The organism is Methylobacterium sp. J-118 (genome assembly GCF_057836565.1).
Genome location: NZ_JBYQFA010000001.1, coordinates 3,040,400 through 3,062,463 on the forward strand (window position 1 = coordinate 3,040,400; position 22,064 = coordinate 3,062,463).

Sequence of the window (22,064 nt, forward strand, 5' to 3'; positions counted from 1 at the left end):
GAGCCGTGCCGCTTTGCCCGGCGGATGGTCCGGGGTGAATGATGCGCGAACTCGCGTGCGACGTGGCGGTGATCGGGGCCGGGACGGCCGGTCTCGCCGCGCGTCGCGCCGCCGCCGCGGCCGGGGCGCGCACCGTCCTGATCGAGCGCGGCCCCGGCGGTACCACCTGCGCCCGGGTCGGGTGCATGCCCTCCAAGCTGCTGATCGCGGCCGGGGCCGCCGCCCATGCCGCGCGCAACACCGACCTGTTCGGGATCCGGGTGTCGGGGGTCTCGGTGGATGGACCCGCCGTGCTGGCGCGCGTCCGGGCCGAACGCGACCGTTTCGTCGGCGGCGTCCTCGAGGGCGTGGACGCGCTGCCCGAGGACGGCCGGATCGCCGGCAGCGCCCGGTTCGCGGACGGCGGCACGCTCCTGGTCGGGGAGGACGCGCGCATCCGGTTCCGCGCCGCAATCATCGCCACGGGGTCGAGCCCGATCGTGCCGGACCCGTTGCGCGGTCTGGGCGCCCGCGTCCTGACCACCGACAGCCTGTTCGAGATGCCCGATCTGCCGCCCTCCCTGGCCGTTCTGGGAGCTGGCGCGGTCGGGATCGAGATCGCCCAGGCGATGGCGCGGCTGGGCGTCGCCGTGACGGTGATCGACGCCGGTAAGACCGTGGCTGGCCTGCGCGAGCCGGATCTCGCCCGCCAGGCCGCCGCGATTTTCGGCGCCGAACTCGACTTGCATCTCGGTGCCCGGTTGCGGGCCGCCGTACCGGAGGACGACGGCGTGCGCCTCGACTGGACCGATCGCCACGGGCGCGCACAGGTGACGCGGGCGAGCCGGGTGCTGGCCGCCGCGGGACGCTCACCGAATCTTGATGACCTCGATCTCGCCGCCGCGGGCCTGCGCCCCGGCGAGGACGGCGTGCCCGATTTCGACCACCGCACCCTGGTCTGTCCGGGGGCGCCGATCCTGATCGCGGGGGACGCCGATGCCTGGCGGCCGGTGCTCCACGAGGCCAGCCGCCAGGGCAGGATTGCCGGGGCCAACGCCGCCGCCCTGGCCGCGGAGCGTCCGGTCCAGGCGGTCACGCCCTGGACGCGCCTCGCCATGGTGTTCACCCATCCGCAGGCCGCCGCGATCGGCGCGCCCTACGCCCCGGAGGCCGGCGATCGCCTCATCGGCGCCATGGACTTCTCCGACCAGGGCCGCGCCCGGGTCGAGGGACACAACCGGGGTGGCATCCGGGTCTGGGCCGATCGGGAAGGGCGGTTGCTGGGCGGCGAGATGCTCGGGCCCGGCGTGGAGCATCTGGCCCACCGCCTCGCCGACGCGGTCGCGGACGGACTCACGGTCCGGGATGCGGTCGAGCGACCGATTTATCATCCTACAGTTGAAGAGGGATTAAAAACGGCGATGTCGAAGATCGTTCAGTCGACAAGCAAGTGCTGATCGTGTCGGGATCCCCAGCATTGCGCTTCCCCGATCTCACCGCCATACCCGAAGCATGAGCTGGTTTGGTTCCTGATGATGCCGGGTCCGGTGCTCGATAGCGATATCGACCTCGACGCGCTCGCGCCCGACGCGATCGACCGCCTGGATCAGGGGGTCATCGGTCTGGATGCGGCGGGCGCGGTCGTGGCCTTCAGCGAGGGCGCGAGCACGATCTCAGGACTTGCCCGTGAGGCGGTGCTCGGACGCGACTACTTCCGCGACGTGATGCCGGGGGCCAACGTCCCGGGTTTCCGGGGGCGCTTCCTCGCCGGCGCCCGCCGCGGCGCTCTGGACGAGCGCTTCGACTACGTGTTCGGCCGCGTGCCGCAGCCCCTGCGGGCCCGGGTTCACATGCGCCACGGGACGATCGCGGGTGGGCCTCCGGTCACGTGGCTGACGATCGATCCACAGGAAACTCTGGGCGCCGGCCTCCCCCGGGAGGCGGTGCTCGCGGCGATCGGGCACCGGGTCCGGGCCGAGCCGGTGGATGCCAGCCTGTGCGCGCGCGAGCCGATCCACATCCCGGGCTCGATCCAGCCCAATGCGGTGATGATCGCGGCCGATATCGGCACCCTCCTGGTGTTCGCCCACTCGGCCAACATCGCCGAGATCGTCGACCCGGCCGAGCCGCCGCTGGCGGGCCGCCCCCTGGCGGAGGTGCTGCCGATCGCCTTCGTCGAGCGGATCAGGAGCCGGTTGGCCGAGGGAACGCTGAGCGACGGGCGCTCGGTCCGCGCCCGGCTCACCGTCCCGGGCAGCGACGCGCGCTATTACGCCGTCGCCCACGCCCATGCCGGACGGCTGATCGTCGAGCTGGAACAGGAGCCCGATTCGCCCGACGATTTCGCCACCGCCAGCCAGGTCGATACCGAACTCGCGGTCGGGCGCCTGCGGGAGGCCGAAACGCTGGCGGATGCGGCCCGGATCGCGGCCCTGGAGATCCGCGCGCTGACCGGGTTCGAGGCGGTGCTGGTCTACCGCTTCGATGCGGATTGGAACGGCGAGGCGGTGGCCGAGGACAAGGCGGTCGACTGGTCGCGCAGCCTGCTCGGCCTGCGCTTCCCGGCCTCCGACATCCCCGCCCAGGCGCGCGCGCTCTACACCAAGGCCAAGAGCCGCTTCGTGATCGATCGCGACAGCGTCCCGGTGGGGCTGGTGGCCGCGCCGGGCGCCGGCAACGGCCCGATCGACCTGACCTTCGCCCAGCACCGGACGCTGTCGCCGATCCACCTGGAGTACCAGCGCAATCTCGGCGTGAACGGCTCCATGTCGATCTCGATCATGGTCGAGGACCGCCTCTGGGGCCTGATGATCGGCCACCATCGCCGCCCGCACTACGTCACCCCGGAGACCCGCTCGGCCGCGACCGTGCTGACGGACGCCTTCGCCATGCGGGTGCAGGAGATCGAATCCCGCAGGCTCTGGGCCGAGCGGCAGGCGCATCTCGACGTCGAGGGCCGGCTCGTGCGCGGGCTGACCCGCTCCGACGATTTCGTGGCGGCGCTGACCGCCGGGGACACCACGCTGCTCGACCTGTTCAGCGCCACCGGCGCCGGCATCGTCGCGGGGGAGCGGGTCACGCTGATCGGCCGCACGCCTCCGCCGGACAGGGTGACGGCGATTGCCGCCTGGCTGCGGGCCCGCATCCCGGAGGGCGAATTCGGCTACAGCAGCAATTGCTTCACCGCCGAGTACCCGGAGGCCGCCCCGCACCGCGAGAGCGCCAGCGGGGTGCTCGCCGCCTTCGTGGACCAGTCGCGCGAGACCCTGCTCCTGTGGTTCCGCCCGGAGGTGCCCAGCACGGTCACCTGGGGCGGCGATCCGCGCAAGCCCGTGCTGGCCGGCAGCGGCCCCGTGGCGGTGCTGCCGCGGCGCTCCTTCGAGCGCTGGGTCGAGGAGCGCACCGGCTTCGCCACCCCCTGGGCCGAATGGCAGACCCAGCTCGCCGCCTCCCTGGCGGAGGCGGTGGAGGGCGTCGTGCTGCGCCAGCGCCGCAAGATCGACGAGTTGACGAGCCTGCTCGCCGAGAAGGAGCGCCTGCTGGAGCAGAAGGACCTGCTCACGCGGGAGATCGACCACCGGGTCAAGAACTCCCTGCAGATCGTCTCGGCCTTCCTGCAGATGCAGCGTCGGCAGATCGCCGACGGCGAAGCCCGGCAGGCCTTCGCCGACACCTCGGCCCGGGTGATGAGCGTCGCGCGGGTCCACGACAGCCTCTACCAGGCCGAACGCGTGGACGAGGTCGATCTCGGACAGACCCTCGAGAGCCTGTGCAACGATCTGGCCGAGCTGGCCGGGGAGGGCCACGCCGTCGACCTCACCGCCGAGCCCGGCCTGATGGTGCCCTACCGCAAGGCTGTGGCGCTCTCGCTGATCGCCACGGAACTCGTCACCAACGCCTTCAAATACGCCGCCAACCCGGCCGGCGGCGGCCGCGTCGAGGTCACCGTCTCGGCCTCCGGCCCCGGCGAGGTGCAGCTCCGGGTCTGCGACGACGGCGCCGGCCTGCCCGACGACTGGGCCGACGCCAAGGCCCGCGGCAGCCGGGGTACCGGCCTCGGCATGAAGCTGATCCGGGCGATGCTCGACCAGATCAACGCCCGGCTCGACGTCGCCAACACGCCCGGCGCCTGTTTCACGATCACCGCGTGAGCGCCGTCACTCCGACGCACCGCGACGGCCTGCATGCCCGCCTGCGCATGGCCACCGATCCGGCGCACCAAGCGCTGGAGGCGGGGCTCGACTGGCGGGCGCGGGTCGCGAGCCGCGCGGGCTACCGCGATCTTCTGGCCCGGCTCCACGGCTTCCATGCCGTCTGGGAGGCGGCGATCGGGGCGCAGCTCTCCGACGAGCCGTTCCTCGGGCCCCGGCGGCGCCTCGCCCTGCTGGTCGCGGATCTCGACCATCTCGGCCTCACGCCGGCGACGGTCGCGGCGCTGCCGCGGCCCGCGCCCGTCATCCTCGACGGTCCTGCGGCGGCGATGGGGGCACTCTACGTGCTCGAGGGCTCGACGCTGGGCGGACAGCTGATCGGCCGGCACATCGCGGGGCTTCACGGCTTCGGCGAGACGGGGCTCGCCTATTACCGGGCCCACGGCCCCCGGGCCGGCGCGATGTGGGGCGCCTTCCGGCTGCGGCTGGAGGATTTCGCCGCGGATCCCGTCGCGGAAGCCACCCTCACCGCGGCGGCGGTGGCGACCTTCGCGGCCATGCGGGACTGGCTCTGCACCGCGCCGGCAGCGGACTGACCCGCGCGGGCTCAGCCCAGCGCGTCCCGCTCCGCCCTCAGATGGGCGATCAGCCGCCCGGCGAGGCGGCCCGGCGGCCGCCCGCCCGGGTACAGCAGGTGCGTCTCGATCGGGATGCCGGGCTGGAACGGGCGCAGGACGATCGCCAGACCGGTCAGGTCGCGCGCCGGGACGGGATCGACCAGGGCGGCGCCGAGACCCTCGGCCACGAGCCCGCAGCGCGCGGCGGTGTATTCCGCCATGAGGACGAAGCGCGGGCTCACGCCGGCCTCCGCGAAGGCCGCCTCCGTGGCCGCCTGGACGGGGCTCGATCCCGCCGAGATCAGCGGGATTTCGGCGAGATCCGCCGCGGTGACGACCCGCCTGCGGGCGAGGGGATGGCGCCGCGGCAGCGCGCAGACGGCCGCCACGGTCAGGAACGGCTCCGCGGTCACCCCCGTATAGCCGGATCGCGGCCGCGCCAGGCCGAGGTCGCACTGGCCCGACGCTGCCCAGGACCAGATCGTGTCGGGGCTCGGCACATGGACCGAGACCCGCAGGCCCGGGCATTCCGCATCGAGCCGCCGGAGCGCCCGGGGCAGGAGCCGGGCGGCCAGGGACGGCTGGCAGGCCACGCGCAGGACGCCGGTGCCCCGGTCCCGGATCCGGCGGGCGGCGTGGCGCAGATGGTCGAGGCCGGCGAAGGTCTGCGCGACCTCGTGGGCGAAGGCCTCGCCCTCCTGGGTCGGGACCGCGCTGCCGTGGCCGCGGACGAAGAGCGGGAAACCGAGATCGGCCTCCAACTGCGCGATGGCGCGGCTGACATGCGGCTGCCCGACGCCCAGCGCCTCCGCGGCCCGCGTCATGCCGCCATGGCGGATCACGGCGCGAAACAGATCGAGATGGGCCGGGTTGATCATGCCGATCCTGCATGGAGTCAGGAAAAGGCGGCATTTGACGGCATGACGCGGAGGCGCTGTCAATCACAGCCCGGTTTCACTCCGACAACAGGCCCGCCCATGCTCGTCCTCGTCCTCGCGCTCTCCGCCCTCCTCGCCGTGCTGGCGGGCGCCGGCCTCGTGGTGCAGCAGATCCTGAATGCGAACCTGCGCGCGGGGCTCGCCTCGACGGCCTGGGCGGGGTTTGCCAGCTACTTCGTCGGCCTCGCCTGCATGACGCTCCTGGCCGCCGCCCTGCGCGACCCCCTGCCGGCGGCGAGCGCGGCGGGGCGCATCCCGTGGTGGACCTGGAGCGGCGGCCTGTTCGGCGCCCTGTTCATCGGGCTCGCCATCCTGCTCGTCCCGAAGCTCGGGGCCGCGACCTTCTTCGCCCTTCTGGTGACGGGCCAGATGCTCGCCTCGGTGGTGTTCGACCACGTCGGCCTGCTCGGCCTCGCGCAGCGGCCCATCGACCTGCCGCGCCTCGCCGGGATCGGGCTGCTGATCGGCGGCGTCGTGCTGATCCGGCGGTAGGGGAGGGTCCGGACGGCGGTTTCCGGCAAATGGTCAACGGCGTTGCGATGATCCCACCCGCGCCCCGATGCGCCATGGCGTCCTGACACCAACATCATGACAACGGAGCGCTTTTCCCCTCCCCCTTGCGGGGCGGGGCCAGGGGTGGGGGTGGTGTAGAAGGCACCACGCCATCCTCCGGCTTCTCCCCGCAAGCTCGAACGATCCCGGGCAAGCCCAGGATCGCCAGGGGGGGAGAGAGCGTCCCGGCCAGCGATGTGTGGATATCGTATGGTGAATCCGGGATCTGCTCTCGGCGCACCGTCCCCCAAGGCGGCCGTCCGCTTCGGGGCCCAGGCTGGAAATCCGGCCGTTCAACGGAAGCCCTACGGGATCTGCGTATCCCGGTGATCGCTCATCGACGACGGTGCATCGGTGATGTCGTCCATGACGAGCTGATTCAGGGCGCAGATGAACGACGACAGCCGGTAGCCGTCGTGGCGCGAGAGGGCGTTGTCGAAAGCCCGGACGTTCCAGAACGGGTCGTTGGGGCGGGTGATCGGTGCGAGGCCGGTCAGTTGCAGGCCGTGCAGGAAGCGGGCGGCCGGTCCGTTCTCCCCGGACCCGCCGGGCACGAGGTCGGTGCTGTCCCAGAAGTTGCCGCGCCGGTCGGCACGCGCCAGCCGGGCCCGGGTCAGCCAGTGATCGGAGCGCGGGCAGTCGATGGCGGCGTCGGCCAGCGTCGCGTAGGGGTGGTGCCGTTCGAGGCCTGGAGCATCGAGCCCGAGCAACTCGTGGGTCGTGCCGAAGGGGGCGGCCGACGGCTGGGCATCGGCGAGCACGCCGGCCGCCGGCCGCGGCGGGTCGAGGTTGCCGATGGTGTGCGAATCCTCCCGGGCGCTGTTCTGGAACGGGAAGGTCGCGGCCAGCAGCGACAGGGTGCGGAGCGGCAGCGTCAGCAATCCCGCCAGCAGGTCGACGGGCGGCGGCGGGGTGCAGCTCTCGCCGCGGGGCTGACGGCCCTCGAACCGCGCCGCCACTCGGTCGAGGAAGCCGGCGGCCGGCCGGAAATCGAACTTGAAGGTCGGAAACAGGTCGTGCGTCGCCCAATCGTAGTCGACGCCCGCATCGAACATGCTGTCGGTGGCGGCGAGCCGGCTCCGGATCTTTCGACGGGCCGCGGCGAAGCGATCCTCGGCATCGAGGCCGATCCACGCGCAATCCCCGGGCCTCAGCCCGCCGGCCGGGAAGGCGAGAGCCGCGGTCACCGACATCAGGACCGGCCGCTGGTCGGCCGGGAAGTACCCGTCGTCGCGCACGACTTCGGAGGCCGGCGTATGCGCGTCGGCATGGTCGGCGAGCTTCATCCAGACCTCGCGCTGGATCGCGGTCCACTTGCTCGCCTCGGAGGCCGGGTTGATCAGGACCACGAGATTGCCGAGCACCGGCGGGAGCGTGTCGCCGAACCGATGGCGGCGCACCGCCTTGACCAGGTCGTCCTTGAGCCCGCTCGCGAGCATGTTGCCGCCGAGGCTGTGTCCGGCGACGATCAGCTTGTTGTGCGCGCCCGGCGCACTGAGCGTGGTCTCGATCGTGCGGAGCGCCGAGATCGCCGCGGGCGCGATCGCCTCGCTCACGGGCTTCCGGTCGAACAGGGTGGCGCCGGCCGACAGGTTGCCGAAGAAGCCGCCGATCGCGTCGCCGAACCGGAGCCGCAGGCCGCGCTCGTCGACCCGCGCCCCGCGCCAGCCGATATAGATCGCCGTCACGTCCATGTCGCAGACGCTCGGGTCGCTCGGGCAGCGCTGCGCGAGGAAACGGGCGGCGTGGGCCGCGTAAAGGCGCAGGTCCGCCACGTTGCCGTCGCCGATCCGCGCGTCGTGCCGCCAGCCGTGAACGAAGGCGATCACGTAGTGCGAACCGGTCGAGAGATGCGTCTTCAGGGCGTCGAGCTGGGTGATGACCGGCTTGACCATCGTGGCCGGCACGCCCTTGGCGCGCATCTCGTTGTCCATGGCGTGGCGCAGCATCGCGCTGTCGATGGCCGTGTCGCTCGCCCCCTCGCGCGAGACCAGCGCGTAGGGTTCGCCGTCTTCCTGGAACTCGATGAAGCCGAGGTGGTAGGCGAGGTCCCGCCCGCCGGGATCGCGGGCCCGGACGACGTGGCGCTGCAGGGCGCAGCGCAGCCGCGTGGCCCAACCCGCATCCGCCGCGATCACCGCGTCCTCGTCGTTGCTGGCATCGACCCAGCCGTCCCCGTCGGACGGCATCGTCGCCCGCAGGGTCTCGCGCCCGGTATCGGCCAGGATCGTCCAGCCCTTCGCGAGCCCGTCGCGGCATTCGGCGAGGCTCGGGTCGAGGTTGCGATAGGCGTGCGCCTTGTCGGTCGAGAGCACGACGTAGTTCAGGAACAGGATCCCGAGCGCCGAGAGGACGAGCGCGCCGGCCATCCGGGCGGTGATGCGCACCGTGTACGAGACCCCGCGAAGGAGCCTGAAGGCTGCCCGACGCACCGGGCGCCGCCGCGCGCCCGGCGCGGTCACCCGTCCCACGCTCATCGCGGCCGTATCCTGATCGCGGGCACCGCAGGTCGCCGCTCCAGTCGGACCGCAGACGGCGTCATCGCAATCTCCCTCCGCCCTGCCGCCCTTCGTTCGCCGTCGGCCCCCCGTTACGCGGCAGGCGACGGTGATCCGGTCCCGGTAACCGCCCCGCCCAGGACGGCGAAGTCCCCCCGGTCGAACCGGGAGAGATCCATCATGATGCGCGCACTTCTGCCCGCTGTCGCGCTCCTCGCCGGCACGGGCGTGGCCACGGCGTCCCTGTCGAGCCTCGTCGGCGCCTGGGGGCATGACTTCGTCGTCACGCCGTTCGAGCCGATGCAGCTCATGGTCGCGATGGCGACCGACAAGGCCACCGGCAAGCGATTCAACCTCATCAAGATGCCGGACGGCCTCGTGATGGCGGTCGTGCCCTTCGACCAGATGGCGAAGATGCCGGAGATCGATCCCAAGAGCCTGATGCCCTTGGGCGGGGGACGATGAGCGATCGAGCGCCGGCGGACCCTACGGCGTCTCGGCCAGCAGCCCATCCACGAAGGTTGCGAGGCCGGTCCGGCGCTCGCGCCGCAGCCGCTCGGCCGCCAGGATCCCCTGGAGGGCCCGGAAGGCGTTCTGCAGGTCGTCGTTGACGATGACGTAATCGTACTCGACCCAGCGTTGGATCTCGGTGCGGGCGTTGGCGAGGCGCTTCTCGATCGTGTCGGCCGAATCCTCGGCCCGGCGCTCCAGGCGCTGGCGGAGCTCCGCCAGGCTGGGCGGCAGGATGAAGACCGTCACCACGTCCTCGGCGAGCTTGGCGCGCACCTGCCGGGTGCCCTGGTAGTCGATGTCGAAGATCATGTCGCGGCCGGCCCCGAGCACCTTCTCCACCGGCCGGCGGGGCGTCCCGTAATAGTTGCCGTGGACCTCGGCCCATTCGAGCAGGTCGTCGCGGCTGCGCAGGTCCTCGAAGGCCTCGCGGTCGATGAAGTGGTAGTGCCGCCCGTCGATCTCGGAGGGGCGGCGGGCCCGGGTGGTGACCGAGATCGACAGGTCGAGCGCCCAGGCGGGATCCTGCGCGATCGCCCGCGTCAGGGTGGTCTTCCCCGCCCCGGAGGGCGAGGACAGGATCAGGATCAACCCGCGCCGGGCGATGGTTTCCGGGGCGCTTCCCACCGGTTGGGTCATCGGCGTGGCTCCGCGGCGTTGCGCATCCGTAGCTTCCCGTCTCGACGCGTCATTCGATATTCTGGACCTGCTCGCGGAACTGCTCGACCACGGCCTTCAGATCGAGGCCGATCCGCGACAGGCTGATGTCGTTGGCCTTGGCGCCCAGGGTGTTGGCCTCGCGGCCGAATTCCTGGGCCAGGAAATCGAGGCGGCGGCCGATGGCGCCGCCGGCCGCCAGGAGTTCGCGGGCGCCGGCGATGTGGGCGCGGAGCCGGTCGAGTTCCTCGCGCACATCCGCCTTGCCGGCGAGCAGCATCGCTTCCTGATGGAGCCGGTCCGGATCGAGGCCGCTGCCGCCGAGCGCCGCCACGGCCGCCTCCAGCCGGGCGCGCACCGCCGCGGGCTGCCGGGCCGGGTTGTCCTCCGCGGCCTGGGCCAGCGCCGCGATCCGGTCGACCTGGGCGGTGACGACCTGCTCCAGCTGGCGCCCCTCGGCGCGGCGGGCCGCGACGAGATCCGCCACCAGCCGGACCGCACCCGCGGCGAGGTCCTGGGCCAGCGCCCCGGTCTCCGGTGCCTCGTCCTCGATCTCGACGACGCCGCGCACGCCGAGCAGCCCGTCCAGGGTGGCGGGGGCCACGCCCGCGGGGATCGGCACCCGCGCGACGGCCTGGGCGAGGCTCGCCAGCAGGGTCTCGTTGATCCGGACCCGCGTCGATGTCTCCGGCTTCGTCACCGTCAGGGTCAGCTGGCACTGGCCCCGGGCGAGGGCCTTCTGAAGGGCCGCGCGGGCGATCTCACCGGCCCCGTCCTGGGCCGCCGGCACCCGGACGCGCACGTCGAGGCCACGCCCGTTGACGCTGCGGACCTCCCAGGCCCACTGGACCGATCCTGTCGTGCCGGCCGACCGGGCGAAGCCGGTCATGCTCGCGATCTGGGCCATGCCGACCCCCCGTCCTCAAGAAGATCGGGGCCTGTAGCACGGATCGCCTCGGTGGGAAGCGGTGATGGGGCGGTCCGGGGCGGGCGAGGCCTGGGAGCCGATCATGCCTGGCTGTGCATCGGCGTATGATCGGATGGTCGCGCCGACAGCCTCACCGTCCGGTCGCTTCGTAGAAAAGAATGCGGCTTTCAGGCTTCAGCTGTTGAAGCAGGTCGAAGTCCACGACGTTGGCGGTGAGGAGCGTGCAACCGGTTTTGGCAGCGTGTAACAAGAGCGTGCAGTCGTGCAGTGCCTTCATGCGTTGATCGCGCGCGTAGGCCCGAAGCCGGCAAAGGATGCCCGCGATGATCGCCGCGTCTATCAGCACGTCCCGATCGGGTGCGTAGAGACGGTGCTGGGGAATATTGTCTAGCAGCGCGCGGATTGCTGCGACGTTCTTAGCGGTATGGGGATGTATGGGATCAAGAACGTCGATGGCATGCAGGCTTTCCTGAATGGCGACCACGCTGTGATGGACTGTCCGCGTTCTCAGCAGCGACCGCAGGGTGGCGGGCGTCTTTCCTGTCAGGCCGTGAATGTAGACGCCGGTATCGAGCATCAGCGGGCCCCCCGATGGTGAAGCCACGCCGATGAACGGAAGATCCTGGACGGAACGCGGCCGAATTCCCTTCAGGTCGCGACGGAGACTGAGTTTCGACGTCGTCCGTGAGATCGGGAACACGCCTCAGAAACCGATATCGAGCTCGGAATCGAGTTTACCGTGCGCGGCCTCGAACGCATCCGCGAAGCCGTCTTCAGCGGCCAGATTGGCGAGCGCGACGGTCAGGAGATCCGTGTTGGAACTCAGACCGGTCCGCTTCTTGGCTTGCCGAACGAGGTTAGCCGGGAGGCGGGCGCTGACTTGCTGCATCTCGCCCTGATCGAGGCCAGCCTGCACAAGATGGGCGCGCAGGTTATCGACCATCTGAGCGAGGCCCGGATCCGCCTCGCGCGCCACCAAGGCGGTGGGCCCCTTCTGCGTCCGATGCCGCGTCGCGAGTCGGGTTTCGGGCATACTGGTTCGGGGCACGATCCCGGTCCTTCGATCGGGTTTCCCAACCGGAGGATCTGTGGTGATCCTGGCCATCGCCCCGCCGTGTCGATTAACAGAATCTCGATTCCGCGAACATAGCTCGACTGACCCGGCCGAACAACGCAACGGTCGGCGTCGGCAACTGCTGCCGTCCGACAACCCGGGCGAAGCTCGGCCGCTGCCGCTTACCGCCGCTTGCGCGGGGCGGGGGCCGCCGGATCGGCCAGGGACGGCACGGTCTTGGGCGAGCCCAGGTCGTAGCTGCGGTTCTTCAGCGGATCGAGGCGCGTGCCCTCGGAGGCATCGAAGGCCCGCGTGCCGGCCGGCGCGCCGGTGTCGAGGGCGAAGGCCGCGTTCGTGTTGGTGCCGTCCGCGCCCGCGGGGACGCCGCCCGGCGCGTAGGCCGAGGCGCGCCCCGGGGTCGCCGGATCGGGGCCCGGCTCGACCTTGTCGACCGCGTCCGGCGGCGCCTGACGGCCCTTCTCCACCGCCCGCCAGCGGGCGACGTTGCGCTGATGCGCCTCCAGGGAATCGGCGAAGGCGTGGCCGCCGGTCCCGTCCGCCACGAAGTAGAGGTCCTTGGTCCGGGACGGGTTGGCGACCGCCTCCAGGGCGGCCTTGCCGGGATTGGCGATCGGGCCCGGCGGCAGCCCCTCGATCACGTAGGTGTTGTAGGGCGTCGGCCGGTCGATCTCGGAGCGCAGGATCCCGCGGCCGAGGGTGCCCCGGCCGCCCACGAGCCCGTAGACGATCGTCGGGTCGGATTGCAGCTTCATCCGCTTGTTCAGGCGGTTGATGAAGACGCCGGCCACCCGCGGCCGCTCGTCGGCGCGACCGGTCTCCTTCTCGACGATGGAGGCGAGGGTGACCATCTCGGCCGGGGTCCGCACCGGCACGTCGGCGCTGCGCCGGAGCCAGATCTGGTTCAGGACCTCGCGCTGCTTGGCCTTCATCAGGTTGACGATCTGCTGGCGGGTGGCGCCGCGCTCGAACTTGTAGGTGTCGGGCAGGAGCGTGCCCTCCGCGGGGATCTCGTTAATCTCGCCGGTGAGCACGTCGTTGTCGTTGAGCCGGCCCACAATCTGCTCGGAGGTCAGGCCCTCCGGGAAGGTGATCGCGTGCTGGACCTGCCGGCCGGTGGCGATCGTGTCGAGCGTCTCGGCGATGCTGGTATGGGCCTTGAACACGTACTCGCCGGCCCGCAACGCCGGACGGCCGCCGAAGCGGGCGGCGAATTCGAACAGGCCGGTATGATCGATCACGCCCTCGCGCTTCAGCGTGTCGGCGATCTCGCCCGTGCCGCTGTGGGTCGGGATCACCACGACCTTGTCGGCCGCGAGCGGTCCCGGCTCGCGCACCTGCCGCTGGAACAGGGTGATTCCGATCATCGCCGCGATGGCGATGATCACCGCGAAGGTCAGCGCACCGCTGATGATGCCGATGAAGCCGCTCCGCTCGCGCTCGGGACGCTCCGGGGGCGGGGGCGCGACGGTCGGCTTGATCGCCTCGCCGGGCGAGCGCGGCGAGAGCCGCTGCGGCAGGGCGGGCTCGTCCGTCGGATCCCGCGTGATGACCTCGGGCGCGGGCGTCTTTGGGCGGCGGAAGAACATCGGGATCCTGTCTGGGGCCGTGCGACCCGCCACGCGCCGCGGGCCGGGATCGGCTGCCCGCAGCCGGGTGCGCACGTCGAGGGCTGCGACCCTAGCCGGGTTTGTGGCGAAAATGCCGTCCGGCCCCGCCGGGATGCGCGGATCGTCGCGGTCAGCCGAGGGGCTGGCAGGCGGCGCAGAAGAAGGTCGAGCGGTTGGCCTGGACGATCCGAGTGACCGCGCCGCCGCAGCCCGGCCGGCTGCAGGCCAGGCCGACCCGGTCGTAGACCCGGAAGGCGTGCTGGAAGGCGCCGGCGCTCCCGTCCGTATGGGCGTAGTCGCGCAGGGTCGAGCCGCCGGCCTTCACGGCCTCCTCCAGCACCTGCACGATCGCCTTGGCCAGGGCGTTGGCCTTGGGCGTCGGCCGGCCATCGGGCCGGGCGAGGCTCCCGGCCGGCGCCTCCGGATGCAGGCGCGCCCGGTGCAGGGCCTCGCAGACGTAGATGTTGCCGAGCCCCGCGATGAGGCGCTGGTCCAGGAGCGCGGCCTTCAGCGGCGCGATCCTGTGGCGGAAGAGCCCCGCGATCACCGCGCCCGAAAGCTGCCCGTCGAGGGGCTCGATCCCCATCCGGGCGAAGTGGCGGCAGGCGGCGAGATCGGCGCTCGGGACCAGATCCATGAATCCGAAGCGGCGGGCGTCGTTGTAGGTCACCGTGGCGCCGGTATTCATCGCCATGACCACGTGGTCGTGCTTGGGGGTGCCCAGCGCGCCCTCGAGGTAGAAATCCCCGGGCGAGAGGTTGCTGCCGTCCGCCAGCGCCACGTCGAACCGGCCGCTCATGCCGAGATGCATGATCAGCGTCTCGCCGGAATCGAGGGCCGCGGTGAGGTACTTCGCCCGGCGCGCGAGGCCGGTCACGGTACGGCCCTCCAGCCGGGCGGCGAAGCGCTCCGGGAACGGGAAGCGCAGGTTCGCCCGGCGCAGGGTGACCCGGCTGAACCGGGCACCGACCAGGGCCGGCGCCAGGCCCCGCCGCACCGTCTCGACCTCGGGAAGCTCCGGCATCTGTCTCGCGGCTGTGTGCAGGCAGGGCGCCAGATGCGCCAGCTTTGGATATCGGCGGGATCGGGCCGGGCCGCAACCGCGCGGGCCCGGTGCGGTTTGCCGCGCAGCGGCTCCTCAGCGCCGCCGCAGCCGGACGTAGAGTGCCCCGCCCCCGCCATGGTGGCGGCTGGCCTCCTCGAAACCGAGGACGATCCCGCGCAGCTCCGGTCCCCGGAGCCAGTGCGGCACGCTGCGTCGGAGCACGCCGCGCTCGGCAAAAGCCTCGGAATAATCCGGACCGCCCTTGCCGGTCACGACCAGCACGTAGGCATGCCCGGCGGCCCGGGCCCGGAGCAGGAAGCCCGTGAGCGCGGCATGGGCCTGCGCCTGCACCATCCCGTGCAGGTCGATCCGCGCGTCGATCCCCAGACGGCCGCGGCGCAGGCCGACCTTGGCGGTCCGGTCCAGGCCCGGGCTCGGCCCGTGGCGCTGCGGCGGGGCCTGATAGGGTGCGGCGGTCGGCGCGTGGGGCGGCTCCACGGCCGGCTTCGGCGGACGCTTCGGGCGCGGCCTCTTGGTGACCGGCGGCGCGCCCGGCGTCAGGATCGGGTCCGTGAGCGGCGGCATGGTCGCGGCGGGCGCCGTCGAGTTGGGGGCGGCCTCGGGCGGCGGGGCCGCCCGGCTCGGCAGCGGCGTCACCAGCTGGGCGATCGCGTCCCAGAGCCGGGCCTCCCCGGCGGTGAGGCGGCGCCCGCGGCGCGGCGGCCTCATAGGCCCCCCCCGGCCGAAGCGGCGGGCTTCGGCAGGAGGACCACGAAGCCGACCGCATCGCGGAGGTTTCCCGCCGCCACGCCGGCCGGCGCGCCGGTTCCGAGGAAGAGATCACCCCGGGCCGGGCCGACGATCGCCGATCCCGTATCGGCGGCGATCACCAGGCGCCCGGCCTCGTCGGGCGCTCCGCCCGGGAGCGGGCCGGCCAGCCAGAACGGCAGCCCGTAGCGCCACAGGGCGGCATCGACCGCGAGGCTGCGGCCCGGGCTCAGCGGGGCGTTCGCCGCCCCCGGCGGACCGAGGGCCGGATCCGCCACGGCGGCGAGGCGGAAGAAGATGTAGGCGGCGTTCCCCCGGATCAGCGGCTTGGCCGCCTCGGGATGGTCGCGCAGCCACCCGGTCCAGCGGGCGAGGGTCAGGCCTTCGAGGGGCAGGTGCCCCGCCTGGACGATCAGCTTGGCCACCGCCGTATAGGGCCGCCCGTTGCGCCCGTCGTAGAGCACCCGCACCGCTGACCCGTCGGGCAGCCGGACGCGGCCGGAGCCCTGGACTTGGAGGACCAGCAGATCGACCGCGTCGCGCAGCCACAGGATCGGCCGGGCATGGTTGCCCAGCGCCCCGTCCTCGATGGCCGCGCGGTCGGGATAGGGCGCGAACCCCTCCGCGGTCGCACGGGCGGCGCGCAGGATGGGATCGAGGCCCGGACGGGTCTCACCGGGGCCGAGGGAGACGAGATCGTCGGGGCGGGCGAGAACCGGCGTCGTGAAGTCCGGCCCCGGTTCGAGGGAGCCCGTCAGTTCGGGCTCGAAATAGCCGGTCAGGAAGCCGGTCCGCCCCGCATCCGGCCGCTCGACCCGGAAGGCGTCGAAATGCGCCCGGAAGAACGCGGCGGCGTCGGGCACGTCCCCCGCGGCGGCCGCGCAGGCCCCTTCCAGGGCGGCCGGATCGCCCGCGACCCCCGCGGCCTGCGGCGGGGCGGGGGCCGGGGCGGCGCAGACCCGGCGGAACGCGTCCAGGGCCGCGTTCGGGTCCCGACCGGGGAAACCCGGCACGGCCGCGAAGGCGACGGGGATCAGGGCCGCGCCGCCGACCGTCTCCGGTGAAAGGGCCGACGCGCCGGTCAGGAGGAATGCGAGGAGGGCGGCCGGGGCAGAACCGGACCAGGCGCGCGGGAGCGGCACGGCAAGGGTGTCACGAACGTCAGGCGCCGGCCTCGGTGGCCACGAGCTGCCAGTTCGGGTCGCGCGAGCCCAGGGTGCGCGCGAAGGTCCAGACATCGGGCACCTCGACCACGGTCTCGGCGCTGCCGTCCACCACCTTGCTCTCCGCGTTGCGGGTGGCGGTGATGAGGTTCGACAGGAAGCGCACGGTGACCTGCGCCACGCGGTTGCGCACATCGACCGCGACGATCTCGGCCTTGTCGATGGAGACGAAGGTGGTTTCCAGAGTCTGCTTGTTGCGCTCGCGCTCGGTGATCGCCCGCTCGAACGCCTCGCCGACCTCCTTGGAGAGGAGCCCGCGCAGGGTCTTCCGGTCGCCCTTGGCAAACGCGATCATGATCGCCTCGTAGGCCGATTTCGCGCCCTCCAGGAAGGCGCGCGGCTCGAAGCCGGGCTCCGCCTGGACGCAGGCTTCGAGCCCGCGGGCGACCTCGGATCCGGGCTCGGCGATCCCGCGCCAGTCCCGCGACGCCGGGGCGGGCGGCGCGGCCGCTTGAACCCGGTCGGCCCCGGGCAGGCGCACGACGTTGTCGCCCTCGCTGCGCGCCTGGGGCTCGGTGCGGCTGCGGTCGATCGGCTTGAACGGCGAGCGTTCCGCGCCGGTCTTCTGGCCGAGCACCGAGCGCAGACGCCAGATCACGAAGACTGCGAGCGCGAGGAAGATGATCGTCGTAACGTCGAAACTATCCTGCATCATCGATCCGATGGTGGCCGCGACGAGACCCTGTGCCCCTTGCTCAGGTCATGCGCGGTGCGGCGCCGTCAAGGCGCGCATCGTCCTTGCGACTCATATCCGACCAACGCGCCGGGGGCGAGCCGGTTGTAACCGCACGCGAAGCCGGCTCCGTGTCGCACGCGATATGGGTCGCCGCGGTGCCCGCCGCCAGCGTCGCGCCAGCTCGCTTGTCCACGCAGGGCGCGCGTGTTAGCGGCCCTCCCGTTCGGGACGGTTCCGCGGCGCAATCCAGCGGCTCCCGCTGTGACAACGCGCGCCGGCCCCGCCGGCCGATCGAGAAGGATGACCCGCATGGCCGATTCACCGGCAGCGAACGGCAACGGCGGCGGCATGCCGCAGGGCGATATGCCGATGATCAACGCCCTGGCGCAGTACACGAAGGATCTCTCCTTCGAGAACCCGAACGCGCCGCGCTCGCTGCAGCCCAAGGAGGGCCAGGGGCCGCAGATCAACATTCAGGTCAACGTCAACGCGGCGCAGCTGTCCGACACCGACTTCGAGGTCGAGCTGAAGCTCGACGGCGACGCCAAGGTCCAGAACGACGTGCTGTTCGCCTTCGAGGTGACCTATGCGGGCGTGTTCCGCCTGCTTAACATCCCGGCCGACCAGATCCACCCGGCCGTGATGATCGAGTGCCCGCGCCTGCTCTTCCCCTTCGCCCGCCAGATCGTGGCCGAGGCGGTGCGCAACGGCGGCTTCCCGCCCCTCTACATCGACCCGATCGATTTCGTCGGCCTCTACCGGCAGAAGATGATCGAGCAGCAGGGCGCGCAGGGCCCGCTCGCCTCCTGAGGCCGCGGCCGGCGGCCCGTCAACGGCCGCCGGACCCGCGATAGGCCGCCGCCAGGGCGCGCGGCGCATCCGCGGCCGGCCCCCTCAAGGGGCGGGCGCGCAGCATGATCCGGGTCAGCGGGAGTTCGGGCAGGCCGAGGCGTGCCCCGGCCTTAACGGCGCCAGGGCCGCCGCCGCGAGCCCCGCCATGACGGCCGCCCCGACCGCCAGCACGCCGCCGCCGACGAACACCCCGATCCAGGGCAGGGAAGCCGCGGCCAACGCCTCCGGTTCGCTCTCCCTCTGGCGAGAGGCCGGCGCGGCCGCGGATTTCCTCGCCGCCTCGGGGTTCCGCGCCGCGGTCGAGGGCTTTCGGCCGGCCCCGGATCGAGACCCGGCGGGTCTGCGCGGCGGCGTTCGGTTCCTCCACGGCGGCGCATGGACCCACCGAGACAACCCGGCTCGTCGGTCCCGGAGACGATCTCGCGGCCCGTCCGTCAAACACTCCGCGTAGCGGAAGGCAGGCTTGACCGTTGCGGGGACCGAGTCCAGGTCCGGGGCCGATTGCAGCTCCGAGATCGCATGGCTCCCACCGCACACCTCGCCCTGATCAACGTCTTCATCGGCGACATCCAGGGCGGCCTCGGCCCCTTCCTCGGGACATGGCTGGCGGAGGCGGGCGCGTGGAGCCCCGCGCGGGTCGGCTTCGTCATCACGCTGGTCGGGTTCGGGACGCTGTTCCTGAGCGGCCCGTTCGGGGCCCTGGTCGACCGCTTCCCCCGGCCGCGCCTGCTGATCGCCCTGGCCTGCGGCGGCATCCTGGCCGGCACGCTGATGCTGCTGCCGGCGCGCAGCTTCGGCGCGGTGCTGTGTGCCCAGCTGCTGGCCGCGGCGGGGGGCACGCTGCTGTTGCCGGCGGTCGCAGCCCTGACCCTCGGGATCGTTGGGAAGGACGGGTTTCCCCGGCAGCAGGGCCGCAACCAGGCCTTCAACCATCTCGGCATCCTGATCGCGGCCGGCGGCATCAGTCTCGGGACCGGCACGTTCGGCCCGGCGATCGCCTTCTGGGTGCTCGGCGGCATGGCGGTCGCGGCGATCGTCGCGAGCCTCACGACGCCGGCGGGGGCCTGGAACCGGCGCCGGGCGGTGGGTTGGCAGGAGGATGCGGAGGACGAGCCGGCGCGCGGCGGTCTCCGGCAGGTCCTGGGCAACCGGCGGCTGCTGGTGCTCACGGTGGCGCTGACGCTGTTCAACCTTGGCAACGGCGGCATGCTCTCGCTGCTCGGCCAGAAGCTGGTGGCGACCGCCGCCGACGCCACCACCTGGACGGCGCGCTACGTGATGGTGGCGCAGCTCGTGATGGTGCCGGTGGCGCTGTTCGCCGGTTCGCTCGCGGACCGGCGCGGGCGGCGCCAACTCCTGATGGTCGCCTTCGCGGTACTGCCCGTGCGGGCCCTCCTATCTGGCCTGATCGACGACCCGGTCTGGCTCCTCGCCGCCGAGATCCTCGACGGCGTGGCGTCCGGGATCGTCGGGGTGGCGGTGCCAGTGGTGGTGGCGGACCTGACCTGGGGGTCCGGGCGGACCCAGACGGCGCTGGGCAGCGTCAACGCCGTGCAGGGGGTCGGAGGCGCCCTGTCGGGCTGGTACGGCGGCCTCTCCTACGGGTTGTTCGGCTGGACGGGGGCGTTCCTGGCCCTCGGCGTCCCGGCCCTGCTCGCGCTGGTGCTGGTCATCTGGCTCGACGCGACGCCCGAGCCCGGTCGCCGCCGCAAGCGGCGGGAGCGACGCAGCGCGGCGATGCAGCGGGCGTGAAGGACTCCGATGTCGTTCGGAGTCGACGGTCGACCGAAACATGACCCGAGCCCGCCACGGCCCTTCTCGCAAAAAGGGGAGGGAGGGCGTGAGTTCGGTCGAAAACACGAAAGCCCGGCCGATGGCCGGGCTCGTGGCAGAGCTGGTGAGGCGATTCAGCCGATATGCGGGCTGCCGGTGGCCGCCGGGAACCGGTCGGCCAGGGCGCGCCGGAGCTTTTCCAGGGCGCGGTTCTCGATCTGACGGACCCGCTCCTTCGAGATGCCGAGGCGCTGCCCCAGCGCTTCCAGGGTCGCCTGGTCCTCGGCGAGGCGCCGCTCGCGCAGGATGCGCAACTCGCGCTCGGACAGGACGGTCAGGGCCTGCTGGAGCCAGCTCAGGCGCCGCTCGCCGTCCACCGTGGCGCTCACGGTCTCGTCCGGCAGGGCGGCCCCGTCGACCAGGAAGTCCATCCGCTCGGAGGAGGCGTCGCTGTCCTCGCCGACGGGGGCGTTAAGCGACATGTCCGGCCCGGACAGGCGGGCGTCCATCAGAGCGACGTCGTCGCGCGAGACGCCGATGGCAGTGGCGATGCGGCGATGGATCTCGTCGCCGACATGCTCCTCGGTGGATTGCATCAGCCGGGCGCGCAGCCGCCGCAGGTTGAAGAACAGAGCCTTCTGGGCCGAGGAGGTGCCGCCGCGGACGATCGACCAGTTGCGCAGGATGTAGTCCTGGATCGAGGCCCGGATCCACCACGTCGCATAGGTCGAGAACCGGACGTCCCGCTCCGGCTCGAAACGGGCAGCAGCCTCCATCAGGCCGACATGGCCTTCCTGGACCAGATCGGCCATCGGCAAGCCGTAGTGACGAAAACGCCCCGCCAGGGCGATGACGAGGCGCATATGGGCGGAGATCAGGCGATGGAGGGCGCGCTCGTCGCGGTCGTCCTTCCAACGGACGGCGAGGCCGCGCTCTTCCTCCCGGGCCAGGAAAGGCGCCTCCATCGCAGTCCGTATGAACTGCCTGCGTATTCCCGCGATCTCAGCCATTCCGCCTGCCTCTTATTGTCGAGCGCTGTTGCGGCGCCGGACCTGCTGCCCGGCGCACAGGCGCCGCCGCGAAGCGACGCCAGGCCAGCGACAACGGGAGGCCGAATAGGAAAGTTCCGCCTGAATGCCCCGGAATGCGAAATCCGGACGGCCACGATTTCGTGTTCCGTCGAGAAAACATGGGCGTGGGCGGTCCCCCGTCCAGTCCCGGTACCGCGAAAAAAGCGCTGCCCCCTTGAGCGGCATCCGTCGACGCAAAAAAAACCCGGCCACCAGGGCCGGGTTCGTCGTTTTGGCGGAGGGCTGCGCTCAGGCGGCCTCTTCCTGGATGTCCTCACCGTCGGCCTCAGCCTCGGCCTCCGGTTCCGCCTCGCTCTTGGCCCGGCGGGGAGACTTTGCCAGGCTCTGCTCGATGAGCTTCAGGGCCTCGGTCTCGGTGATACGGTTCACCGACGAGATCTCGCGCACGATCCGGTCGAGGGCCGCCTCGTAGAGCTGACGCTCCGAGTAGGACTGCTCGGGCTGCGCCTCGGAGCGGAACAGGTCGCGCACCACCTCGGTGACCGCGAGGAGATCGCCCGAGTTGATCTTGGCCTCGTATTCCTGGGCCCGGCGCGACCACATGGTGCGCTTGATCCGGGCGCGGCCGGTCAGCAGGTCCAGGGCCTTCTTCACCAGTTCCGGCTCGGCCAGCTTGCGCATGCCGACGCTGTTGGCCTTCGCGGTCGGGACGCGCAGGACCATCTTGTCCTTCTCGAACGAGACGACGAACAGCTCAAGCTTGTAGCCCGCGATCTCCTGCTCCTCGATCGCCGTGATGCGACCGACGCCGTGGGCCGGATACACGACGGCCTCGCCGGTCTTGAAACCCTGCCGGCCTGTGGTCGTCGTCTTCTTGGCTGTGGTCATGCGAGAAGGGCCTCCACTGGCGCGCAGCGTTCAGCGCCGCACGGAACCGTGTTCTTCCGGGTGGGACTCCCGGTTTGCCTCGCCGCTCCCGAGATCCCCGCCACGTGGGAGGACCCGGGCATTCCCCGGCGCGGCCGTGCAAACGTCTGGATCGCCCACCGAAGAGACCTTCGGCGGTCGATCGCGTACCACTCCTAAGCCACGAAGATCGAGGGCGTTTCGGCCGGAGGAAGCACGTCAGGCGCGAGCGACGGCAGGCAGATTGTCTACCACAATCCGGCGCGTAGAGCAAAGCA

21 protein-coding genes are annotated in these 22,064 nt (G+C 71.9%); 7 read left to right on the forward strand and 14 right to left on the reverse strand.

Annotated features, from left to right (window positions below; all coding sequences use genetic code 11):
- The first annotated feature begins 41 nt into the window (after window positions 1-41).
- The 3 genes from AC3IF3_RS14670 to AC3IF3_RS14680 all read left to right on the forward strand — a co-directional run bounded on the left by AC3IF3_RS14670 (window position 42) and on the right by AC3IF3_RS14680 (window position 4,726).
- A complete protein-coding gene (locus AC3IF3_RS14670; RefSeq protein WP_489231301.1) occupies window positions 42-1,436 on the forward strand; it encodes a dihydrolipoyl dehydrogenase in 1,395 nt (464 codons plus the stop codon).
- 75 nt (window positions 1,437-1,511) lie between these two features.
- A complete protein-coding gene (locus tag AC3IF3_RS14675; protein ID WP_489229343.1) occupies window positions 1,512-4,130 on the forward strand; it encodes a histidine kinase dimerization/phosphoacceptor domain -containing protein in 2,619 nt (872 codons plus the stop codon).
- On the forward strand, window positions 4,127-4,726 hold the full coding sequence (locus AC3IF3_RS14680; RefSeq protein ID WP_489229344.1) for a biliverdin-producing heme oxygenase: 600 nt from the start codon (window positions 4,127-4,129) through the stop codon (window positions 4,724-4,726). The genes AC3IF3_RS14675 and AC3IF3_RS14680 overlap by 4 nt, the downstream gene beginning before the upstream one ends.
- Before the next feature lie 11 nt (window positions 4,727-4,737).
- Here AC3IF3_RS14680 and AC3IF3_RS14685 read toward each other — a convergent pair whose 3' ends face one another.
- Window positions 4,738-5,625, reverse strand: a complete 888-nt coding sequence (locus AC3IF3_RS14685; protein ID WP_489229345.1) for a LysR family transcriptional regulator — start codon at window positions 5,623-5,625, stop codon at window positions 4,738-4,740.
- 99 nt (window positions 5,626-5,724) lie between these two features.
- On the opposite strand from AC3IF3_RS14685, the gene AC3IF3_RS14690 reads away from it, so the two are divergent.
- Window positions 5,725-6,177 carry a DMT family transporter gene (locus AC3IF3_RS14690; RefSeq protein ID WP_489229346.1) on the forward strand — a complete coding sequence of 151 codons (453 nt, stop codon included), beginning with the start codon at window positions 5,725-5,727 and terminating at the stop codon, window positions 6,175-6,177.
- A gap of 365 nt (window positions 6,178-6,542) precedes the next feature.
- On the opposite strand, the gene AC3IF3_RS14695 is transcribed toward AC3IF3_RS14690, so the two are convergent.
- Entirely contained in the window at window positions 6,543-8,714 is a 2,172-nt protein-coding gene (locus tag AC3IF3_RS14695; protein ID WP_489229347.1) for a hypothetical protein, read from the reverse strand.
- Window positions 8,715-8,915: 201 nt separating this feature from the next.
- On the opposite strand from AC3IF3_RS14695, the gene AC3IF3_RS14700 reads away from it, so the two are divergent.
- On the forward strand, window positions 8,916-9,200 hold the full coding sequence (locus AC3IF3_RS14700; protein WP_489216860.1) for a hypothetical protein: 285 nt from the start codon (window positions 8,916-8,918) through the stop codon (window positions 9,198-9,200).
- Window positions 9,201-9,221: 21 nt separating this feature from the next.
- Here the strand turns inward: AC3IF3_RS14700 and gmk are convergent, their stop codons facing one another.
- The 9 genes from gmk to AC3IF3_RS14745 all read right to left on the reverse strand — a co-directional run bounded on the left by gmk (window position 9,222) and on the right by AC3IF3_RS14745 (window position 17,200).
- Window positions 9,222-9,884: a guanylate kinase gene (gmk, locus tag AC3IF3_RS14705; protein WP_489229348.1), complete on the reverse strand. Its 663-nt coding sequence runs from the start codon at window positions 9,882-9,884 to the stop codon at window positions 9,222-9,224.
- Between the two features lie 49 nt (window positions 9,885-9,933).
- Entirely contained in the window at window positions 9,934-10,809 is an 876-nt protein-coding gene (locus AC3IF3_RS14710) for a YicC/YloC family endoribonuclease (RefSeq protein ID WP_489229349.1), read from the reverse strand.
- Window positions 10,810-10,960: 151 nt separating this feature from the next.
- Window positions 10,961-11,407, reverse strand: a complete 447-nt coding sequence (locus AC3IF3_RS14715) for a type II toxin-antitoxin system VapC family toxin (RefSeq protein WP_489229350.1) — start codon at window positions 11,405-11,407, stop codon at window positions 10,961-10,963.
- 126 nt (window positions 11,408-11,533) lie between these two features.
- Window positions 11,534-11,806, reverse strand: a complete 273-nt coding sequence (locus tag AC3IF3_RS14720; protein ID WP_489231302.1) for a hypothetical protein — start codon at window positions 11,804-11,806, stop codon at window positions 11,534-11,536.
- Between the two features lie 260 nt (window positions 11,807-12,066).
- Entirely contained in the window at window positions 12,067-13,491 is a 1,425-nt protein-coding gene (gene mltG, locus AC3IF3_RS14725) for an endolytic transglycosylase MltG (protein ID WP_489229351.1), read from the reverse strand.
- Between the two features lie 151 nt (window positions 13,492-13,642).
- Entirely contained in the window at window positions 13,643-14,536 is an 894-nt protein-coding gene (mutM, locus tag AC3IF3_RS14730) for a bifunctional DNA-formamidopyrimidine glycosylase/DNA-(apurinic or apyrimidinic site) lyase (protein WP_243966629.1), read from the reverse strand.
- Between the two features lie 114 nt (window positions 14,537-14,650).
- Complete coding sequence (locus AC3IF3_RS14735; RefSeq protein ID WP_489229352.1) at window positions 14,651-15,286, reverse strand: Smr/MutS family protein; 636 nt, start codon at window positions 15,284-15,286, stop codon at window positions 14,651-14,653.
- A complete protein-coding gene (mltA, locus tag AC3IF3_RS14740) occupies window positions 15,283-16,467 on the reverse strand; it encodes a murein transglycosylase A (protein WP_489229353.1) in 1,185 nt (394 codons plus the stop codon). The genes AC3IF3_RS14735 and mltA overlap by 4 nt, the downstream gene beginning before the upstream one ends.
- A 19-nt stretch (window positions 16,468-16,486) precedes the next feature.
- Window positions 16,487-17,200, reverse strand: a complete 714-nt coding sequence (locus AC3IF3_RS14745) for a Tim44/TimA family putative adaptor protein (protein ID WP_489231303.1) — start codon at window positions 17,198-17,200, stop codon at window positions 16,487-16,489.
- Window positions 17,201-17,533: 333 nt separating this feature from the next.
- Here AC3IF3_RS14745 and secB point away from each other — a divergent pair, with 333 nt between their 5' ends.
- Entirely contained in the window at window positions 17,534-18,034 is a 501-nt protein-coding gene (gene secB / locus AC3IF3_RS14750; RefSeq protein ID WP_243966634.1) for a protein-export chaperone SecB, read from the forward strand.
- Between the two features lie 114 nt (window positions 18,035-18,148).
- On the opposite strand, the gene AC3IF3_RS14755 is transcribed toward secB, so the two are convergent.
- Window positions 18,149-18,295 carry a hypothetical protein gene (locus tag AC3IF3_RS14755; protein ID WP_489229354.1) on the reverse strand — a complete coding sequence of 49 codons (147 nt, stop codon included), beginning with the start codon at window positions 18,293-18,295 and terminating at the stop codon, window positions 18,149-18,151.
- A 300-nt stretch (window positions 18,296-18,595) separates the two neighbouring features.
- On the opposite strand from AC3IF3_RS14755, the gene AC3IF3_RS14760 reads away from it, so the two are divergent.
- Window positions 18,596-19,828 carry an MFS transporter gene (locus AC3IF3_RS14760; RefSeq protein ID WP_489229355.1) on the forward strand — a complete coding sequence of 411 codons (1,233 nt, stop codon included), beginning with the start codon at window positions 18,596-18,598 and terminating at the stop codon, window positions 19,826-19,828.
- Between the two features lie 155 nt (window positions 19,829-19,983).
- Here AC3IF3_RS14760 and AC3IF3_RS14765 read toward each other — a convergent pair whose 3' ends face one another.
- Window positions 19,984-20,859, reverse strand: coding sequence for an RNA polymerase factor sigma-32 (locus AC3IF3_RS14765; RefSeq protein ID WP_243966638.1), 876 nt, complete (start codon window positions 20,857-20,859; stop codon window positions 19,984-19,986).
- A 309-nt stretch (window positions 20,860-21,168) separates the two neighbouring features.
- Window positions 21,169-21,768, reverse strand: coding sequence for a CarD family transcriptional regulator (locus AC3IF3_RS14770; RefSeq protein ID WP_489216878.1), 600 nt, complete (start codon window positions 21,766-21,768; stop codon window positions 21,169-21,171).
- Window positions 21,769-22,064: the final 296 nt, after the last annotated feature.

Bases quoted from the DNA above. Each gene is read 5' to 3' on its own strand.
- AC3IF3_RS14745 (WP_489231303.1), bottom strand. From the start codon at position 17,200: ATGCAGGATAGTTTCGACGTTACGACGATCATCTTCCTCGCGCTCGCA.
- AC3IF3_RS14685 (WP_489229345.1), bottom strand. From the start codon at position 5,625: ATGATCAACCCGGCCCATCTCGATCTGTTTCGCGCCGTGATCCGCCAT.
- AC3IF3_RS14710 (WP_489229349.1), bottom strand. From the start codon at position 10,809: ATGGCCCAGATCGCGAGCATGACCGGCTTCGCCCGGTCGGCCGGCACG.
- mltG (WP_489229351.1), bottom strand. From the start codon at position 13,491: ATGTTCTTCCGCCGCCCAAAGACGCCCGCGCCCGAGGTCATCACGCGG.
- AC3IF3_RS14735 (WP_489229352.1), bottom strand. From the start codon at position 15,286: ATGAGGCCGCCGCGCCGCGGGCGCCGCCTCACCGCCGGGGAGGCCCGG.
- AC3IF3_RS14700 (WP_489216860.1), top strand. From the start codon at position 8,916: ATGATGCGCGCACTTCTGCCCGCTGTCGCGCTCCTCGCCGGCACGGGC.
- AC3IF3_RS14715 (WP_489229350.1), bottom strand. From the start codon at position 11,407: ATGCTCGATACCGGCGTCTACATTCACGGCCTGACAGGAAAGACGCCC.
- AC3IF3_RS14675 (WP_489229343.1), top strand. From the start codon at position 1,512: ATGATGCCGGGTCCGGTGCTCGATAGCGATATCGACCTCGACGCGCTC.
- AC3IF3_RS14760 (WP_489229355.1), top strand. From the start codon at position 18,596: ATGGCTCCCACCGCACACCTCGCCCTGATCAACGTCTTCATCGGCGAC.
- AC3IF3_RS14695 (WP_489229347.1), bottom strand. From the start codon at position 8,714: ATGAGCGTGGGACGGGTGACCGCGCCGGGCGCGCGGCGGCGCCCGGTG.
- AC3IF3_RS14670 (WP_489231301.1), top strand. From the start codon at position 42: ATGCGCGAACTCGCGTGCGACGTGGCGGTGATCGGGGCCGGGACGGCC.
- gmk (WP_489229348.1), bottom strand. From the start codon at position 9,884: ATGACCCAACCGGTGGGAAGCGCCCCGGAAACCATCGCCCGGCGCGGG.
- mutM (WP_243966629.1), bottom strand. From the start codon at position 14,536: ATGCCGGAGCTTCCCGAGGTCGAGACGGTGCGGCGGGGCCTGGCGCCG.
- AC3IF3_RS14765 (WP_243966638.1), bottom strand. From the start codon at position 20,859: ATGGCTGAGATCGCGGGAATACGCAGGCAGTTCATACGGACTGCGATG.
- AC3IF3_RS14770 (WP_489216878.1), bottom strand. From the start codon at position 21,768: ATGACCACAGCCAAGAAGACGACGACCACAGGCCGGCAGGGTTTCAAG.
- secB (WP_243966634.1), top strand. From the start codon at position 17,534: ATGGCCGATTCACCGGCAGCGAACGGCAACGGCGGCGGCATGCCGCAG.
- AC3IF3_RS14690 (WP_489229346.1), top strand. From the start codon at position 5,725: ATGCTCGTCCTCGTCCTCGCGCTCTCCGCCCTCCTCGCCGTGCTGGCG.